At 64.7% G+C, this 18379-nt stretch carries 18 protein-coding genes; 9 read left to right on the forward strand and 9 right to left on the reverse strand.

The window, feature by feature from the left end; translation table 11 throughout:
• The first annotated feature begins 7 nt into the window (after positions 1 to 7).
• From gcvT to ACIPG5_RS08050, 3 genes are all read left to right on the forward strand, one after another.
• Positions 8 to 1132: a glycine cleavage system aminomethyltransferase GcvT gene (gcvT, locus tag ACIPG5_RS08040; protein WP_401374174.1), complete on the forward strand. Its 1125-nt coding sequence runs from the start codon at positions 8 to 10 to the stop codon at positions 1130 to 1132.
• A 357-nt stretch (positions 1133 to 1489) separates the two neighbouring features.
• A complete protein-coding gene (locus ACIPG5_RS08045) occupies positions 1490 to 1702 on the forward strand; it encodes a cold-shock protein (protein ID WP_008094261.1) in 213 nt (70 codons plus the stop codon).
• Positions 1703 to 1794: 92 nt separating this feature from the next.
• Positions 1795 to 2283: an RDD family protein gene (locus tag ACIPG5_RS08050; protein ID WP_401374177.1), complete on the forward strand. Its 489-nt coding sequence runs from the start codon at positions 1795 to 1797 to the stop codon at positions 2281 to 2283.
• Positions 2284 to 2346: 63 nt separating this feature from the next.
• Here the strand turns inward: ACIPG5_RS08050 and lptG are convergent, their stop codons facing one another.
• Together lptG and lptF are read right to left on the reverse strand one after the other, a co-directional pair.
• Positions 2347 to 3408, reverse strand: coding sequence for an LPS export ABC transporter permease LptG (lptG, locus tag ACIPG5_RS08055; protein ID WP_176514624.1), 1062 nt, complete (start codon positions 3406 to 3408; stop codon positions 2347 to 2349).
• Positions 3401 to 4516 carry an LPS export ABC transporter permease LptF gene (gene lptF / locus ACIPG5_RS08060; protein WP_176514622.1) on the reverse strand — a complete coding sequence of 372 codons (1116 nt, stop codon included), beginning with the start codon at positions 4514 to 4516 and terminating at the stop codon, positions 3401 to 3403. Before lptF ends, lptG begins: the two co-directional genes overlap by 8 nt.
• 289 nt (positions 4517 to 4805) lie before the next feature.
• Between lptF and ACIPG5_RS08065 the strand changes: the two genes are divergently transcribed.
• The 5 genes from ACIPG5_RS08065 to rlmF all read left to right on the forward strand — a co-directional run bounded on the left by ACIPG5_RS08065 (position 4806) and on the right by rlmF (position 11258).
• Complete coding sequence (locus ACIPG5_RS08065) at positions 4806 to 6299, forward strand: leucyl aminopeptidase (RefSeq protein ID WP_236236728.1); 1494 nt, start codon at positions 4806 to 4808, stop codon at positions 6297 to 6299.
• 51 nt (positions 6300 to 6350) lie between these two features.
• A complete protein-coding gene (locus ACIPG5_RS08070; protein ID WP_176514618.1) occupies positions 6351 to 6779 on the forward strand; it encodes a DNA polymerase III subunit chi in 429 nt (142 codons plus the stop codon).
• Positions 6780 to 6784: 5 nt separating this feature from the next.
• Positions 6785 to 7156, forward strand: coding sequence for a DNA polymerase III subunit chi (locus ACIPG5_RS08075; RefSeq protein ID WP_176514616.1), 372 nt, complete (start codon positions 6785 to 6787; stop codon positions 7154 to 7156).
• A gap of 197 nt (positions 7157 to 7353) precedes the next feature.
• Positions 7354 to 10200: a valine--tRNA ligase gene (locus ACIPG5_RS08080; RefSeq protein WP_176514614.1), complete on the forward strand. Its 2847-nt coding sequence runs from the start codon at positions 7354 to 7356 to the stop codon at positions 10198 to 10200.
• A gap of 107 nt (positions 10201 to 10307) precedes the next feature.
• Positions 10308 to 11258, forward strand: coding sequence for a 23S rRNA (adenine(1618)-N(6))-methyltransferase RlmF (gene rlmF, locus ACIPG5_RS08085; RefSeq protein ID WP_401374183.1), 951 nt, complete (start codon positions 10308 to 10310; stop codon positions 11256 to 11258).
• Between the two features lie 50 nt (positions 11259 to 11308).
• Here the strand turns inward: rlmF and ACIPG5_RS08090 are convergent, their stop codons facing one another.
• A complete protein-coding gene (locus ACIPG5_RS08090) occupies positions 11309 to 11590 on the reverse strand; it encodes an HU family DNA-binding protein (protein ID WP_027920195.1) in 282 nt (93 codons plus the stop codon).
• A 393-nt stretch (positions 11591 to 11983) separates the two neighbouring features.
• On the opposite strand from ACIPG5_RS08090, the gene yejK reads away from it, so the two are divergent.
• Positions 11984 to 12991 (forward strand): nucleoid-associated protein YejK, encoded by a 1008-nt coding sequence (yejK, locus tag ACIPG5_RS08095; RefSeq protein ID WP_176514609.1) that lies wholly within the window; start codon positions 11984 to 11986, stop codon positions 12989 to 12991.
• Here yejK and ACIPG5_RS08100 read toward each other — a convergent pair.
• From ACIPG5_RS08100 to hisD, 6 genes are all read right to left on the reverse strand, one after another.
• Positions 12972 to 13280, reverse strand: a complete 309-nt coding sequence (locus ACIPG5_RS08100) for a GIY-YIG nuclease family protein (protein ID WP_176514607.1) — start codon at positions 13278 to 13280, stop codon at positions 12972 to 12974. The genes yejK and ACIPG5_RS08100 overlap by 20 nt on opposite strands.
• A gap of 17 nt (positions 13281 to 13297) precedes the next feature.
• Positions 13298 to 13768, reverse strand: coding sequence for a nuclear transport factor 2 family protein (locus ACIPG5_RS08105; protein ID WP_286913928.1), 471 nt, complete (start codon positions 13766 to 13768; stop codon positions 13298 to 13300).
• A gap of 152 nt (positions 13769 to 13920) precedes the next feature.
• Entirely contained in the window at positions 13921 to 15186 is a 1266-nt protein-coding gene (locus ACIPG5_RS08110; RefSeq protein WP_401374187.1) for a CynX/NimT family MFS transporter, read from the reverse strand.
• A 13-nt stretch (positions 15187 to 15199) separates the two neighbouring features.
• Positions 15200 to 15850, reverse strand: a complete 651-nt coding sequence (locus ACIPG5_RS08115; protein WP_176514601.1) for a FadR/GntR family transcriptional regulator — start codon at positions 15848 to 15850, stop codon at positions 15200 to 15202.
• A 105-nt stretch (positions 15851 to 15955) separates the two neighbouring features.
• On the reverse strand, positions 15956 to 17002 hold the full coding sequence (hisC, locus tag ACIPG5_RS08120; protein ID WP_176514599.1) for a histidinol-phosphate transaminase: 1047 nt from the start codon (positions 17000 to 17002) through the stop codon (positions 15956 to 15958).
• 2 nt (positions 17003 to 17004) lie between these two features.
• Positions 17005 to 18330 carry a histidinol dehydrogenase gene (gene hisD, locus ACIPG5_RS08125; protein ID WP_401374191.1) on the reverse strand — a complete coding sequence of 442 codons (1326 nt, stop codon included), beginning with the start codon at positions 18328 to 18330 and terminating at the stop codon, positions 17005 to 17007.
• Positions 18331 to 18379: the final 49 nt, after the last annotated feature.

Raw genomic sequence — 18379 nt, forward strand, 5'->3', positions numbered from 1 at the left:
GGAGTCCTTGATGTCCGAAACACTGCAAAAGACCCCGCTGCACGCCCTGCACCTGGAACTGGGCGCACGCATGGTGCCGTTCGCCGGCTTCGACATGCCGGTGCAGTACCCGCTGGGCGTGCTCAAGGAGCACCTGCACACCCGCGAACAAGCCGGCCTGTTCGACGTGTCGCACATGGGCCAGATCATCCTGCGCGGCAAGGACGCTGCCCAGGCCCTGGAAACCCTGGTGCCGGTGGACATCGTCGACCTGCCGGTGGGCATGCAGCGCTACGCCATGTTCACCAACGAGCAAGGCGGCATCCTTGACGACCTGATGGTCGCCAACCTGGGCGACGACACCCTGTTCCTGGTGGTCAACGCCGCCTGCAAGGACCAGGACCTGGCCCACCTGCAACGGCACATCGCCAGCCGCTGCGAAGTCCAGCCGCTGTTCGAACAGCGCGCCCTGCTCGCCCTGCAAGGCCCGGCTGCGGCCAAGGTGCTCGAGCGCCTGGCGCCGGAAGTGGCCGGCATGACCTTCATGCAGTTCCGTCCGGTCAGCCTGCTCGGCCAGGACTGCTTCATCAGCCGCTCGGGTTACACCGGCGAAGACGGGTACGAAATCTCGGTGCCGGTCGAAGCCGCCGAAGCCCTCGCCCGCCGCCTGCTGGCCGAACCCGAGGTGCAACCGATCGGCCTGGGTGCCCGCGACTCGCTGCGCCTGGAAGCCGGCCTGTGCCTGTACGGCCACGACATGGACACCAACACCACGCCGATCGAGGCCAGCCTGCTCTGGGCGATCTCCAAGGTACGCCGCGCCGACGGCGCCCGTGCCGGTGGCTTCCCCGGTGCCGAGGCGATCTTCGCCCAACAGCAACAGGGTGTGGCACGCAAGCGCGTCGGCTTGCTGCCCCAGGAACGCACCCCAGTGCGCGAAGGCGCCGAGATTGTCGATGCAACTGACAAAGTGGTCGGCAAAGTGTGCAGTGGCGGCTTCGGCCCGACACTCGGTGCACCGCTTGCGATGGGCTATGTCGATATCGAACATGGCGCAATCGATACACCGCTGTTTGCCAGGGTGCGCGGTAAGAAGGTGGCCCTGAAAGTCAGCAAAATGCCTTTTGTTCCGCAACGTTACTATCGCGGTTGAAGGCACCGTGTGAGGTTATCTGGCAGGTTCGCGATATTCGATTTCGAACCTGCCCAATAACTTTTGAACACGGCGCCAGGCCAGGCTGCATGCCGTTTCCAACAAACTGTTCGGTCACTGGAAAAAGCCTGATTTTCCAGACGACCAAGGGCTTGTTTTTTTCGCGGGAGTTGGCGTAGAGTCACTTCACTGTGTTTGCATGGGTCGCAACAGTTCGTGACCTGGGCCAGTAGCCGCAATCTGCTACAACCCGTTCGACGTCTCTTACTTTCCTGCAACCCAGCCCAGTACTCTTTCACTCTTATATAACGTGAAAGAAACTGTCATTAAAATTCAAGCTTCATAGGAAATAAGACAATGGCTGAGCGTCAGAACGGTACCGTCAAGTGGTTCAATGACGAAAAAGGTTACGGTTTCATCACCCCAGAAAGCGGTGCTGATCTGTTCGTGCACTTCCGCGCCATCGAAGGCAACGGTTTCAAGAGCCTGAAAGAAGGCCAGAAAGTCACCTTCGAAGCAGTCCAGGGCCAGAAAGGCATGCAGGCTGACAAGGTTCAGGTCCTCGGCTAAGCCGCTCGAGACTTCGAAAGAAAGCCCCTGCCCAGTGCAGGGGCTTTTTTTTGCCCGTAGAATACCGGCTTCGCCATTCGGAGCCGTTTTGCATGTCCAAGCCTCTGCTCTCACCCCAGGGTGATTTCCCACCGGTCGGCCTTGGCCGGCGTCTGGCGGCGATGTTCTATGACTTCTTGCTGTGCACGGCGCTGCTGATCGTCACTGCCGGTGCCTACAAGATGATCCAGATGGCGATCATCGGCGAAGCCCGCATGCGCGAGCTGACCGAAGCCGGCGCGCTGGACGGCGACCCGCTGCTTTCCACGGTCTTGTTGTTCGTGCTGTTCGGCTTCTTTGCCAAGTTCTGGACCCATGGCGGGCAGACGCTGGGCATGCAGGTGTGGGGCGTGCGGGTGCAGAACGCCGATGGCAGCGCCATCAGCCTGTGGCAGGCGCTGCTGCGTTTCGTGGTCTCGATCGCCTCGTGGCTGTGCCTGGGGCTGGGCTTCTTCTGGTCGTTGATCGACAAGCGCCAGCGCGGCTGGCATGACATCTATTCGCAAACCCAGCTGGTGCGGGTGCCCAAGCGCAATAAATAGCCGTAAGCAGCTGCCCATGAAAAAGCCGACCCTGAGGTCGGCTTTTTCATTGCAGCCAGGCCATCATCCCGCCCGGCGCAGCAACCACACCCCGGCCAGGGCACAGACCCCCGCAGGAATCACCACCGCCAACAGCGGCGGGAAGCCGAACACCTGGCTCGAAGGGCCCAGCAGGTCGCCGGCGATGCGGAACACGAAGCCCACCAGCACCCCGGTGAACACCCGCTGGCCGAGGGTTACCGAACGCAGCGGCCCGAAGATGAAGGAAATCGCCATCAGCACCAGCGCCGCCGTCACCATCGGCTGCAGCACCTTGGTCCAGAACGCCAGCCAATAGCGGGAGTTGTTCAAGCCCTGGTCGGACAGGTAGTGGATGTAGTCCCACAGCCCGCTGATGGACAGCGACTCCGGCGCCAGGATCACCGTGTTCAGCAGCTCTGGCGTGACCGACACGTCCCAGCGCTCCTCGGGGGCCTTGACCACTTCGGTATGGTCGCCACGGAAGTAGGTGGTGCTGACGTCGCTGAGCAGCCAGTGGTCCTGGTTGTACTGGGCACGGCGGGCGAAGCTGGAGGTGACGATCTTGCGATCGCTGTCGAAGCGGTAGCGGGTCACCCCCAGCAGCAGGCCATTGGGCTGCACGGCGTTGATGTGCACGAACTCCTCGCCCTGGCGGTGCCACATGCCGCGCTTGGAGCTCTGCGCCTCACCACCGCCCTGGGCCAGGGAACGGTCGGCCTGGGCCTTGTTCTCGGTGACCGGGGCGACGTATTCGCCGATCAGCACGCCGACCAGCATCAGCACCAGCATCGGCTTCATCACCGCCCAGACGATACGCCCGATGGACACACCGGCGGCGCGCATGATGGTCAGCTCGCTGTTGCTGGCCAGGCTGCCCAGGCCGATCAGGCAGCCGATCAGCGCGGCCATCGGCAGCATGTCGTACAGGCGCCGCGGTGCGGTCAGCAGCACGAAGCTGCCGGCGTCCATCACGGTGTAGGTATCGCTCAGGTCGCTCATCTCATCGATGAAGGCGAACAGCGAAGCCAGGCCGAGGATGATCCCCAGCACGGCGAGGATGGCCAGCAGCACGCTCTGGCCGATGTAGCGATCGAGCTTAGCCACGGGCCACCTCCGCACGACGCGCAGCCATCTTCAGGCGCAGCGGTTCCCAGTACATCAGGCCAAGGCCTATCAACAGGAACAGGGCGTGCACCCACCACAGCCCCAGGGCGATCGGCAACTTGCCCTTTTCCAGGGCGCCGCGAGCGGAAATCAGCATTGTCAGGTAGGCCATGTACAAAAGAATCGCCGGCAACAGCTTGAGGAAGCGGCCTTGGCGCGGGTTGACCCTGGCCAGCGGCACCGCCAGCAGGGTCACGACGAATACCAGGATCGGCAGCGAGATACGCCATTGCAGCTCGGCACGCTCGCGCAGGCCGCCACTGCCGAACAGCTCGGAGGTCGGGATCGCTTCGCGTTCGGTCACTTCCTCGCTGACTTCAGGCTTGGGCAGCAGCACGCCGTAGGTGTCGTACTTGATGGCGCGGTAGTCGGCCTGGCCGGGGTTGCCGTCGTAGCGGTAGCCGTTTTGCAGGACCAGGTAGCGGTTGCCGTCGGCCTGCACTTCCTGGTGGCCTTTTTCGGCGACCAGCACCGAAGGTGCGCGGTCCTTGGTCTTGTCCTGGTTGAAGCGCTTCTCGGAGATGAACACCCCGGCAAGGTTGCTGCGGTCATCGGACAGCTCTTCGGTGTAGGTCACCCGCGAGCCATCGCGCAGGGTCTGGAAGCGCCCGGGCACCAGGGTGTCGAACTCGGTCAGGGCGTCCTGCTGGCTGATGATCTGCTGCACCTGGGCCACGCCCAGCGGTGCCAGGCTCAGGCTCAGCCAGGCGACCAGCAGGGCGACCAGCGCAGCCGGTGCCATGGTCAGGCCGAGCAGGCGCTGCTGGCTCATGCCGGTGGCCGACAGCACGGTCATTTCGCTTTCCAGGTACAAGCGGCCGTAGGCCAGCAGGATGCCGAGGAACAGCCCCAGCGGCAGGATCAGTTGCAAGAAGCCCGGCAGGCGGAAACCCATGATCAGAAACAGCACGCTCGGGTCGAGCACGCCCTGGGCCGCCTGGGCCAGGTACTTGATGAAGCGCCCGCTCATGATGATCACCAGCAGCACGGCGCTGACGGCGCTCAAGGTCAACAGGACCTCGCGGGACAGATAACGAAAGACGATCAAGCCAGACACTCCTGGGTTGTCAGGGGCGGATTGCCAAACAAAGGCTTACGACAGCCAAGACCAATGCCGGTTCGCCGGGGGCGAACCTCCATGTAAAGTGCGCGCATTATCCTGTGATTGGCCGCGCCTGTCACTTGGCCGCGCATGAAGGTGGACAACGGGGTTGTCAGCACGCTTGCCAGAGGCTCAAACTGGCAGCTTTTCCACTGGTCCGCGAGCACGCGGCCAGGCCCGTCCAGAGCGCGAGACATCCAAGCGCCAACTGCATCGATCATTCGGGGACCCTGACATGGAACTGGTTGTAAAAAGCGTAGCCGCTGCATCCGTAAAAACCGCCACATTGGTTGTCCCGGTGGGTGAAGGCCGCAAGCTCGGCGCCGTTGCCAAGGCCGTCGACCAGGCTTGCGAAGGCGCCATCAGCGCCGTGCTCAAGCGCGGCGACCTGGCCGGCAAGCCTGGCCAGACCCTGCTGCTGCAAAGCCTGCCGGGCCTGAAGGCCGAGCGCGTGCTGCTGGTCGGCGCCGGCAAGGACGACGCCCTCGGCGATCGCACCTTCCGCAAGCTGGTCGCCAGCGTGGCCGGTGTGCTCAAGGGCCTGAACGGCAGTGACGCGGTGCTGGCGCTGGACGATATCGCGGTCAGCAACCGTGATGGCCACTACGGCAAGTACCGCCTGCTGGCCGAGACCCTGCTGGACGGCGAATATGTGTTCGACCGCTTCAAGAGCCAGAAGGCCGAGCCTCGCGCACTGAAGAAAGTCACCCTGCTGGCCGACAAGGCCGGCCAGGCCGAGGTCGAGCGCGCCGTCAAGCACGCCAGCGCCATCGCCACCGGCATGGCCTTCACCCGCGACCTGGGCAACCTGCCGCCAAACCTGTGCCACCCGAGCTTCCTGGCCGAGCAGGCCAAGGACCTGGGCAAGGCGCACAAGGGCCTGAAAGTCGACGTGCTGGACGAGAAGAAGATCAAGGACCTGGGCATGGGCGCGTTCTACGCCGTGGGCCAGGGCAGCGACCAGCCGCCACGCCTGATCGTGCTGAATTACCAGGGCGCCAAGAAGGCTGACAAGCCGTTCGTGCTGGTGGGCAAGGGCATCACCTTCGACACTGGCGGCATCAGCCTGAAGCCAGGCGCCGGCATGGACGAGATGAAATACGACATGTGCGGCGCCGCCAGCGTGTTCGGCACCCTGCGCGCCGTGCTCGAGCTGCAACTGCCGATCAACCTGGTGTGCCTGCTGGCCTGCGCCGAGAACATGCCCAGCGGCGGCGCCACTCGCCCAGGCGACATCGTCACCACCATGAGCGGGCAGACCGTGGAAATCCTCAACACCGACGCCGAAGGCCGCCTGGTGCTGTGCGACACCCTGACCTACGCCGAGCGCTTCAAGCCGCAAGCGGTGATCGACATCGCCACCCTGACCGGTGCCTGCATCGTCGCCCTGGGCAGCCACACCTCGGGCCTGATGGGCAACAACGATGCACTGGTCAACCAGCTGCTGGACGCCGGCAAGCGCGCCGACGACCGCGCCTGGCAGCTGCCGCTGTTCGATGAGTACCAGGAGCAGCTGGACAGCCCGTTCGCCGACATGGGCAACATCGGTGGGCCAAAGGCCGGCACCATCACCGCGGGCTGCTTCCTGTCGCGCTTCGCCAAGGCCTATGACTGGGCGCACCTGGACATCGCCGGCACCGCCTGGATCAGCGGCGGCAAGGACAAGGGCGCCACCGGCCGCCCCGTGCCGATGCTGACCCAGTACCTGCTGGACCGCGCCGGCGCCTGATGGCGCAAGACCGGTGGCGCCTGAACGCGCCACCGGTCGGCAGACACCACCATGAGCCAAGTCGATTTCTACATCCTGCCCACCGACTCGCTGTCGGCGCGGCTGGATTTCGCCTGCAAGCTGTGCGAGAAGGCCTGGCGCCTCGGCCACCGGGTCTACCTGCACTGCCAGGACGCCGAACAGCGCCAGGCGCTGGACCTGCGCCTGTGGCACTTCAAGGGCGAGGCCTTCGTCCCCCACGACCTGGCCGAGGCCCATGCCGATGCCGCCGTGGCCCTGGGCCTGGGCGCCGATGCCGGTGAACACCGCGACCTGCTGATCAACCTGGGTGCCGATGTGCCCGCGTTCGTCGGCCAGTTCCAGCGGGTTGCCGAGATCGTGGTCGAGGAGCCAGGCATCCGCCAGTCGGCCCGTGAACGATTCCGTTTCTACCGCGAACAGGGCTATGCTCTGCAAGACCACCGCTTACAGCGACTTTAATGACGATGGACAAGCCCTCCGCCCTACCCGATTCCGCCCATCTGCTCGACGACCTGGAGTCGATTCGCCAACTGCTGGGTGATGCCGACCTGCAGCCGCCGTTGTTGACCGAGACGGTCGAGCAGATTCCACTGCTGCTGGACACCCCCGCCGGCAATGCCGCGCCGGCGCCTGAGCCGCTCAAGGCCGAGCCCGAGCCCGAAGACGACCCGCAGACCCGCCGCCAGGACACTTTGCTGCACCTGGAGGCCGAACTGCGCGCGGCGGCGCAGCTGATCATGCAGGACGTGATCAACGACTTCACCCCGCATATCGAGACCGAGATCAAGCGCCGCCTGGATGCGCGCATCGAGCGGTTGATCCAGCGCTCCGAATAAGCCCTGAGGGCCTCATCGCCGGCAAGCCGGCTCCCACAGGTAAAGCACCAGCCTCCAGCGCAATGGTGAACCTGTGGGAGCCGGCTTGCCGGCGATGGGGCCCTGGCAGGCAACTCGAGTACAGCTGTCGCCTGCGGCCCCCACCTTGGTTATACTTCCCGGCTTTCCCGAATTAATGCCATAGGGTCCCGCCGCGCATGGATAAGACCTACCAGCCGCACGCCATCGAAACTTCCTGGTACAACACCTGGGAGTCCGAGAACTATTTCGCCCCGCAAGGTGCAGGTGAGTCCTACACCATCATGATCCCGCCACCGAACGTGACGGGCAGCCTGCACATGGGCCACGGTTTCAACAACGCGATCATGGACGCCCTGATCCGTTTCCGCCGCATGCAGGGCCGCAACACCCTGTGGCAGCCGGGTACCGACCACGCCGGTATCGCCACCCAGATGCTGGTCGAGCGCCAGCTCGAAGCCAAGGGCCAGAACCGCCACGACCTGGGCCGCGAAGCCTTCCTCGACAAGGTCTGGGAATGGAAAGAGCAGTCCGGTGGCAACATCAGCCGGCAGATCCGCCGCCTGGGCTCGTCGGTCGACTGGAGCCGCGAGCGCTTCACCATGGACGATGGCCTGTCCGAAGCGGTCAAGGAAGCCTTCGTGCGCCTGCACGAAGATGGCCTGATCTACCGCGGCAAGCGCCTGGTCAACTGGGACACCAAGCTGCACACGGCAATCTCCGACCTCGAAGTGGAAAACCACGACGAGAAAGGCCACCTGTGGAACCTGCGCTACCCGCTGGCCGACGGCGCCAAGACCGCCGAAGGCAAGGACTACCTGGTCGTCGCCACCACCCGCCCGGAAACCCTGCTGGGTGACGCCGCGGTCGCGGTCAACCCGACCGACGAGCGCTACCAGGCGCTGATCGGCAAGTTCGTGGTACTGCCGCTGGTCGGCCGTCGCATCCCGATCGTCGCCGACGACTACTGCGACCCGGAATTTGGCACCGGCTGCGTGAAGATCACCCCGGCCCACGACTTCAACGACTATGAAGTCGGCAAACGCCACAACCTGCCGCTGCTCAACATCTTCGACAAGAACGCCCTGGTGCTGCCCGCCGCCCAGGCCTTCAACCTCGACGGCAGCGTCAACGAGCAGGTCGACACCAGCCTGCCTGCCCAGTACGCCGGCCTCGACCGCTTCGTCGCGCGCAAGCAGATCGTGGCCGACCTGGATGCCCAGGGCCTGTTGGTCAGCATCGATGACCACGCGCTGAAGGTACCCAAGGGCGACCGCTCCGGCACCGTCATCGAGCCGTGGCTGACCGACCAGTGGTACGTCTCCACCAAGCCGCTGGCCGAGCCTGCGATCGCTGCCGTGGAAGACGGCCGCATCCAGTTCGTGCCCAAGCAGTACGAGAACATGTACTTCTCCTGGATGCGTGACATCCAGGACTGGTGCATCAGCCGCCAGCTGTGGTGGGGCCACCGCATTCCGGCCTGGTACGACGAGGCCGGCCAGGTCTATGTCGGCCGTGACGAGCAAGAAGTCCGCGCCAAGCACAACCTGGGCGCCGACGTGGCCCTGCGCCAGGACGACGACGTGCTCGACACCTGGTTCAGTTCGGGCCTGTGGACCTTCTCCACCCTGGGCTGGCCACAGCAGACCGAGTTCCTCAAGACCTTCCACTCCACCGACGTGCTGGTCACCGGTTTCGACATCATCTTCTTCTGGGTTGCGCGCATGATCATGCTGACCATGCACCTGATCAAGAACGAGGATGGCACCCCGCAGGTGCCGTTCAAGACCGTGTACGTGCACGGCCTGGTGCGCGATGGCCAGGGCCAGAAGATGTCCAAGTCCAAGGGCAACGTCCTTGACCCGCTGGACATCGTCGACGGCATCACCCTCGACGCCCTGCTGGAAAAACGCACCAGCGGCATGATGCAGCCCAAGCTTGCCGAGAAGATCGCCAAGCAGACCAAGGCCGAGTTCCCCGAAGGCATCGCCAGCTACGGCACCGACGCCCTGCGCTTCACCTTCTGCTCGCTGGCCTCCACCGGCCGCGACATCAAGTTCGACATGGGCCGCGTCGAAGGCTACCGCAACTTCTGCAACAAGATCTGGAACGCCGCCCGCTACGTGCTGGACAAGGGCGAGGACTGCGGCCAGAACGGCGAGGCCTACGAGCTGTCGCTGGCCGACCGCTGGATCATCTCGCAGCTGCAGCGCACCGAAGCCGAAGTGACCCGCCAGCTCGAGCAGTTCCGCTTCGACCTGGCCAGCCAGGCCCTGTACGAGTTCATCTGGAACCAGTACTGCGACTGGTACCTGGAGCTGTCCAAGCCGGTACTGTGGGACGAAAACGCCCCGGTCGAACGCGCCCGTGGCACCCGTCGCACCCTGGTGCGCGTGCTGGAAGTGGCGCTGCGCCTGGCGCACCCGTTCATGCCGTTCATCACCGAAGAGATCTGGCAGCGCATCGCGCCGCTGGCGGGCATCGATGGCAAGACCATCATGCTGCAGCCGTGGCCGGTGGCCAACGAAGCCCGTATCGACGTGGCGGCCGAAGGCGATATCGAATGGCTGCAACAGCTGATGGTCGGCCTGCGCAACATCCGCGCCGAGATGAACATCGGCCCAGGCAAGCCGCTGCCGCTGTTCCTCAAGAACGCCAATGCCGACGACCAGCGTCGCCTGCAGGAGAACGAGGCGCTGCTCAAGAAGCTGGCCAAGGTCGAATCGTTCACCGTGCTCGGCGATGCCGACGAAGCCCCGCTGTCGGCTACCGCACTGGTGGGCGACCTGCAGGTGCTGGTGCCGATGGCTGGCCTGATCGACAAGGATGCCGAGCTTGCGCGCCTGAACAAGGAAATCCAGCGTTTGCAAGGTGAAGTGCAGCGTGTGGGCGGCAAGCTGTCCAACGCCGCCTTCGTCGACAAGGCGCCGCCTGCGGTGATCGAGAAGGAACGCGCCAAGCTGGCCGAGTCCGAGCAGGCCCTGGCCAACTTCACCGAGCAGCATGCGCGGATTGCTGCGCTGTAACTTAGCGTGAAGCCATAGCAGCCCATCGCCGGCAAGCCGGCTCCCACACGTACAGCGCTGTACAGGTGGGAGCCGGCTTGCCGGCGATGCTATTTCAGGACCTCAGCATGACCGAGAAACCCACCCTGCACCCGCGCAACCGCCACCAGGGCCGCTACGACTTCCCCAGCCTGATCAAGGCCCACCCGGACCTGGCCCGCTTCACCCTCACCAACCCCCACGGCAAACCCAGCATCGACTTCGCCAACCCCGAAGCCGTGCGGGTGTTCAACCGCGCCTTGCTCAAGGCCCAGTACGGCATCCAGCACTGGGACATCCCTGCCGACTACCTGTGCCCGCCAATACCCGGCCGCGCCGACTACATCCATGTGGCCGCCGACCTGTTGGCCGAGGACAATGCCGGCGAAGTGCCCAGGGGCGCCCAGGTGCGCGCCCTGGACATTGGCGTGGGCGCCAACTGCATCTACCCGCTGCTGGGCCACAGCGACTACCGCTGGCGCTTCCTGGGCAGCGACATCGACCCCGTGGCCCTGGCCTCGGCCAAGGCCATCGTGCAGGCCAACGGCCTGAACAAGGGCATCGCCCTGCGCCTGCAAGGCCAGCGCAAGTACATACTCGACGGCCTGCTGCAGGCCGACGAGCGCTTCGACCTGACCCTGTGCAACCCGCCCTTCCACGCCTCACGCGAAGAAGCCACCCGTGGCAGCCAGCGCAAGTGGAAGAACCTGGGCAAGCAGGACCCCAAGCGCAAGCTGCCGGTGCTCAACTTCGGCGGGCAGAACAACGAGCTGTGGTGCGAGGGCGGCGAGATTCGCTTCGTCAGCCAACTGGTCGGCGAAAGCGTGCAGTACGCGCAACAGGTGCTGTGGTTCACCAGCCTGGTGTCCAAGGCCAGCAACCTGCCGGGTATCGAAGCGGCGCTGAGCAAGGCCGGCGTCAAGGCGCGGCGCATCGTCGAGATGGGCCAGGGGCAGAAGCAGAGCCGCATGGTCGCCTGGAGCTTCCATGACGACGACGCACGCCAGGCCTGGAACGCCCGGCGCAAATCACAGGCATGAAAAAACCGCGCCCGGGCAAGCCGGGCGCGGTTTTGTCAACGCATCAACAATTACTTGTTGACGGCGTCGGTCAGGCCTTTGGCCGGAACGAACTTGACGACTTTCTTGGCAGCGATTTCGATGGCAGCGCCAGTCGAAGGGTTGCGGCCGGTACGGGCAGGACGCTCGGAGACTTTCAGCTTGCCAATGCCTGGCAGGGTGATTTCAGCGCCGTTTTCCAGTTGGTCGGCAACGATCTGGCCCAGTTGCTCCAGCGCGTTGCGAGCGGTGGTTTTCGGCGCGTCGATGGCTTCGGCGATGTCGGCAATCAGTTGGTCTTTGGTCAATGCCATGGTGGTGTTCCTTCCCTATCTAATTCAGTGGTTATGCAGCGTTCTACGACGTTATCGGGCCAGCCCCGGAATACTGGAGGGCCGCGCCAATCGCGAATGTAGATACGCAAATCGGCGTTTGGTTCGACACGGCGTAAGCTCGCTGCCAGCAATGCGCCACCCGAGGTGCGCAAGACCGCGCAAAGCTACCACAGGAATGCAGAAATATCCGCTGCCCAGGTGGTTTTTATGCAGGTTTTTCGGGGGTTTTAGCCGAAATCGCACAAAATTGAACAAAAAACGAACAACCGGCATTTCTGCCAACATCCGGCCACTGCAGCGCCTGTGACCTGGGGTAAACTGGACGACTTTTGCAGCGCGGCCCCTGACCGCCCCAGACTCGCCGAGACCTCCATGCCAATCCGTCACTGCATCGTCCACCTGATCGACAAGAAGCCCGATGGCAGCCCCGCCGTGCTCCATGCACGGGACACGGAGCTTGCAGCGTCGGACGCCATCGAGAACCTGCTGGCCGACCTCAACGACAGCTACAACGCCAAACAGGGCAAGGCCTGGGGCTTCTTCCACGGCGAGTCTGGCGCCTACCCGCTCAGCGGCTGGCTCAAGCAGTACCTGGAAGACGAAAAGGACTTTGCCGCCTTCAGCCGGGTGGCTGTCGAGCACCTGCAAAAGCTGATGGAAGAATCCAACCTGTCCACCGGCGGCCACATCCTCTTCGCCCATTACCAGCAAGGCATGACCGACTACCTGGCGATCGCCCTGCTGCACCACAGCGAAGGCGTGGCAGTGAACGCCGAGCTGGATGTGACGCCGTCACGCCACCTGGACCTGGGCCAGTTGCACCTGGCGGCGCGCATCAACCTGTCGGAGTGGAAGAACAACCACAACTCCAAGCAGTACATCTCGTTCATCAAGGGCAAGAACGGCAAGAAGGTGTCGGACTATTTCCGCGACTTCATTGGCTGCCAGGAAGGCGTCGACGGCCCGGGCGAGACCCGCACCCTGCTCAAGGCCTTCAGCGACTTCGTCGAAAGCGAAGACCTGCCAGAAGAATCCGCCCGCGAAAAGACCCAGACCCTGGTCGACTACGCCACCACCCAGACCAAGCTGGGCGAACCGGTGACCCTGGAAGAGCTGTCGAGCCTGATCGACGAAGACCGCCCCAAGGCGTTCTACGACCACATCCGCAACAAGGACTATGGCCTGTCGCCCGAGATCCCGGCAGACAAACGCACCCTGAACCAGTTCCGCCGCTTCACCGGGCGCGCCGAAGGCCTGTCGATCAGCTTCGAGGCGCACCTGCTGGGTGACAAGGTGGAATACGACGAGGTGGCCGGCACCCTGATCATCAAGGGGCTGCCGACGCAGCTGGTGGATCAGCTCAAGCGCCGCAAGGACTGAGCAACTGCCCGCCATAGGAGGCCACCAGCGCCTCCTTGGCCGACTTGCGCAGGCGTTTTACCAGGCGCTCCTGGCGCAGCGCCTCGCCCTTGTCCGGCCATTGCTCGACATACACCAGCGCCTGCGCCGGGCTGGTCTTGAAGTAACGGGCGCCCTGCCCCTTCTGATGCGCGGCGAAGCGCCGCTGCGGGTCATCGCTGATGCCGCAGTACAGCGAACCATTGGCAGCCCTTACCAGGTAGACATACCAGGGCTTGCTGACCGGGGTCGTGGATACATCGCTCGCCATCTTTTCTTCGCAACCGCTCAATTCGCCTGCTGGAAGGCACGCAGCCCTTTGTACGCCTGCTGGCGCACCTTGTTCTGCAGCATCGGCGTCCAACCCAGCAGCACACCCGGCATGCCCAGCGCCTGCCGCGACCAGCGCCACAGGTCGAAGCTGTCGTCATGCTGGCAGATCAGGCCGTCGCGAATGACGAAGCGCGCCTGGATATCGTTGATGACCACGCGGCCGGTCTGGCTGAACAGGTAGGTGGCCACCCAATGGGCACAGCCGCTGCCGGCGTCGGCGCGCACCTGGTCGAAGGTCAGGGAGAAATCCTTGGCCCGGGTGGTGAGCATGCGCCACATGTCGCCGGCATCACGCCCGCGCAAGGTGCCGAAGACCGGGTCGCTGAAAACGATATCGTCGCTGTAGCAGGCCACCATGGCTTCGGCGTCCAGGCGCTGGAACGCCTGGTAGAAGCGGGTGATCAGGTCACGGTTGGCGTCGCTCATGGGGCGGGGCCCTCCTGGCAGTCGAAAGCAGCACGATAATCTGCCGCGCCCGTGTATGCCAGTACCGCCGCCATCGCTGGCAAGCCAGCAGCCCTCAAGGCCTGCGCTGTACCTGTGGGAGCCGGCTTGCCGGCGATAGGGCCGGTGAATGCTCAGAGCTTCTCGCTGGTCACCTGCACGTGCAGCGCCCGCCCGGCCCCAAGCCCGAACACGATGGCGCCGATACCCAGCACGGCGAAGATCCAGCCCACGGCCGCCCAGCCGCCGGTGATATCGTGCACCAGGCCCACCGCGAACGGCCCCATGGACGCCAGCGTATAGCCCACCCCTTGGGCCATGCTCGACAGGTTGGCCGCCACGTGGGCGTCCTTCGAGCGCAGCACGATCAGCGTCAGCGCCAGGGCGAAGGTGCCGCCCTGCCCCAGCCCGAGCAGCACGGCCCAGCCCCAGAGTCCGTCGATGGGGGCGTATAGGCAACCGAACAGGCCCGCCAGGGTCACCAGCATCACGATCACGATGGCCAGGCGCTGGTCCTTGCCCCGGGTCGCCAGCCAGGGTGCACCGAGCGAGCTGATCAACTGCACGATCACCGAGCCGGACAGCACCAGCCCAGCCTCGGTCGGGCTCAAGCCACGGCCGATCAGAATGGACGGCAACCAGCCGAACACGATGTACGCCAGCGAGGACTGCAAGCCCATGTACAGGGTGACCTGCCAGGCCAGCGGGTCACGCCACAGCCCGCGCACCCGGTAGGCCACCTTGTGCAGGCCGTGGCCCTGGCGCGCCTGGGGCAACCAGACCAGCATCGCCAGCAGCGCCGGAATCATCCAGAAACCCAGGCCCAAGGCCCAGCTGCCGTCGAAGTGCTGGCTCAGCGGCACCGTGGCCCCTGCCGCCATGGCGGCGCCCAAGCACAGGGCCATGGTGTAGACGCCGGTCAAGGTCCCGGCATGCTGCGGGAAATCACGCTTGACGATACCCGGCAGCAACACCCCGATGATGCCGATGCTGGCGCCCGCCAGCAGGCTGCCCACGAACACCCCGACCGCCCCCAGCGCACTGCGCACCAGGATGCCCAGCGCCAGAGTCAGCAGGATGCCGAGGATCACCCGCTCGCTGCCAAAGCGCCGCGCCAGGATCGGCGCCAGTGGCGCGAAAAGCCCCAGGCACAGTACAGGCAGCGTGGTCAGCAGGCCGGCTTGCGATGCATTCAGGCCCAGGCCTTCGGACACCTGGCCAAGCACCGGGGCCATGCTCGACAGCGCGGGGCGCAGGTTCAGCGCCACCAGCACCAGCCCCAGCAGCAGCAACCACGGCCGCTGCAGCACCACAGGCTGTTGCTGTACCTGCGCGTCGTAGGCTTCGGCATCGATCAGCAGTTCATCGAGCTCGCGCTCGCGGGTCATTGGTTCAGCCATGGGCTTCTCGTGGTCAGGATTCGATGAGGGTGCGGCTCAGGCGCTTGGCCTGCTGCGCATCGCGTTGTTCGATGGCGGCGAGGATCTGCCCGTGCAGGTCGAAGGTCGCCTGGCAGCGTGGCACGGTGGTCATGTTGTGCTGCAGCGCCGCCCCCACTACACCGGAGAAATACCGGTACAGCTCGCTCAAGGCCGGGTTGTGCGCGGCATCGATCAGGCGCTGGTGAAACACCAGGTCGCAGCTGACGTAGGCATTGATATCGCCATGAAAGTGCCCCGCGCTGGCCTGCAGCGCTTCGCGCAGGCCCTGCAGGTCTGCTTCGGTGCGCCGCAGCGCCGCCAGGCCGATGGCCTCGCTTTCGAGGATGTGCCGGGTCTCCCGTGCCTGCTCCGGCGTGCAGCGCGACATTGCCAGCACCGCCTGCAGCGGGTCCTGGCAGGTGCGCAGGTAACTGCCGTCGCCCTGGCGGATTTCCACCAGGCCGCTGAATGCCAATACCCGCATGGCTTCGCGCACGGTATTGCGGCTGATGCCCATTTCCACGGCCAGCACCGGCTCGGTGGGCAGGCGTTCACCCACTTGCCAGTCGCCCTGAAGAATGCGCTCGCGCATACGTTCCACGGCGAGCTCGACCAAGGAACGCCTTGGCAATTCGCTGCTCATGATACTCAACCAATCATCCGATGAATTTTCGGAGCTTACTGCAACCCCGAATACCAGGCAACAGAACTGGAAAGCATCGGGGCCGCAAAGCGGCCCCGACCTCGATCAACCCAAGGCGTCGATCAGTGCCTGGTTCATCTCTGGCGTACCAATGGTGATACGCAGGAACTGGGCGATGCGCTGCTGCTTGAAGTGACGCACGATCACCCCTTGCTCACGCAGGCGCGCCGCCAGTTGAGCGGCATCTTGCTGCGGGTGGCGGGCGAAGATGAAGTTGGCGGCCGATGGCAACACCTCGAACCCCTTGGCGACGAGCTGTTCGACCAGGGCCTCGCGGCTCTCGATCACCTTGCGGCAGGTGTCCGCGAAGTACGCCTGGTCTTCGAAGGCTGCAGCTGCGCCGACGATCGCCATGCGGTCCAGCGGGTAGGAGTTGAAGCTGTTCTTGATCCGCTCCAGCGCCTCGATCAGGTCCGGGTGGCCGACTGCCAGGCCGACGCGCAAACCGGCCAGCGAGCGCGATTTGGACAGGGTCTGGGTCACCAGCAGGTTGTCATAACGCCCTACCAGGCTGATCGCCGTTTCGCCGCCAAAGTCGATGTAGGCCTCGTCCACCACCACCACCGAGCCCGGGTTGGCCTGCAGCATCTGCTCGATCGCCTGCAGCGGCAACAGGCAGCCGGTCGGCGCGTTGGGGTTGGGGAAGATGATGCCGGCGTTGGGCTTGCTGTAGTCCTGCACGCGGATCTGGAACTGCTCGTCCAGCGGCACCTGTTCGAACGGGATGCCGTACAGGCCGCAGTACACCGGGTAGAAGCTGTAGCTGACATCCGGGAACAGCAGCGGGCCGCCGTGCTGGAACAGGCCGTGGAAGATGTGCGCCAGCACCTCGTCCGAGCCGTTGCCGACGAATACCTGGGCCGGGGTTACAGCGTAGTACTCGGCCACCGCCTGCTTGAGCCGGTCGCTGTTCGGGTCCGGGTACAGGCGCAGGTTGTCGTTGAGCTCACCGCGCATGGCTTCCAGCGCCTTGGGCGACGGGCCATAGGGGTTCTCGTTGGTGTTCAGCTTGACCAGCCGCGCCAGCTTGGGCTGCTCGCCCGGCACGTAAGGCACCAGGTCCTTGACGAAGGGGCTCCAGAATCGACTCATGTTCAGTTCCCCTTGCCTTGGGTCAGGATACGGAATTCGGCGCTGCGGGCGTGGGCCGTCAGCGATTCGCCACGGGCCAGTACCGAGGCGGTGTGGCCGAGCTCGGAGGCACCTGCTTCGGAGCAGAAGATGATCGACGACCGCTTCTGGAAGTCATACACGCCCAGCGGCGACGAGAACCGCGCGGTGCCGGAGGTCGGCAGCACGTGGTTGGGGCCTGCACAGTAGTCGCCCAGCGCCTCGCTGGTGTGGCGGCCCATGAAGATCGCGCCGGCGTGGCGGATCTGCGGCAGCCAGGCCTGTGGGTCGGCGACCGACAGCTCCAGGTGCTCGGGGGCGATGCGGTTGGCCACTTCCATGGCCTGCTGCATGTCGCGCACCTGGATCAGCGCACCACGGCCGTTGATGGATTTCTCGATGATCTCGGCGCGCTCCATGGTTGGCAGCAGCTTGTCGATGCTGGCGGCAACGCGGTCGAGGAACGCGGCATCGGGGCTGACCAGGATGGCCTGGGCGTCTTCATCGTGCTCGGCCTGGGAGAACAGGTCCATGGCGATCCAGTCCGGGTCGGTCTGGCCGTCGCACACCACGAGGATTTCCGAAGGGCCGGCGATCATGTCGATGCCGACCTGGCCGAACACGTGGCGCTTGGCGGTGGCCACGTAGATGTTGCCGGGGCCGACGATCTTGTCCACCTGCGGCACGCTCTCGGTGCCGTAGGCCAGCGCCGCGACCGCCTGGGCACCGCCCACGGTGAACACCCGGTCGACGCCGGCGATGCAGGCGGCAGCCAGCACCAGCTCGTTGACCTCGCCACGCGGGGTCGGCACCACCATCACCACCTCGGTGACACCCGCGACCTTGGCCGGAATGGCGTTCATCAGCACCGACGAAGGGTACGACGCCTTGCCGCCCGGCACGTACAGGCCCGCGCGATCCAGCGGGGTGACCTTCTGCCCCAGCACGGTGCCGTCGGCCTCGGTGTACTGCCAGGAATCCTGCTTCTGCCGCTCGTGGTAGATGCGCACGCGGTTGGCGGCTTTTTCCAGGGCTTCACGCTGGGTCGGGGTGATGCGGGTCAGGGCCAGTTCCAGGCGCTCGCGGCCCAGGATCAGGTCGTCGATGGTCTTGGCATCGACGCCATCGAAACGCTGGGTGAATTCCACCAGCGCCGCATCGCCACGCTCGCGCACGGCCTTGATGATGTCGAGCACGCGCTGATTGACCGCGTCATCGGACACACTTTCCCAGCTCAGCAGATGATCCAGATGTCGGGCGAAATCCGGGTCAGCAGCGTTGAGACGGGCAATTGCAGTGGACACGGTCATGGCGAGGGCCTCGATTATTAGCGAATGCTCAGGCGCCCTAGGCTACCAG

Source organism: Pseudomonas sp. NPDC087029, from assembly GCF_044745345.1.
Taxonomy (GTDB): Bacteria; Pseudomonadota; Gammaproteobacteria; order Pseudomonadales; family Pseudomonadaceae; genus Aquipseudomonas; species Aquipseudomonas faucium.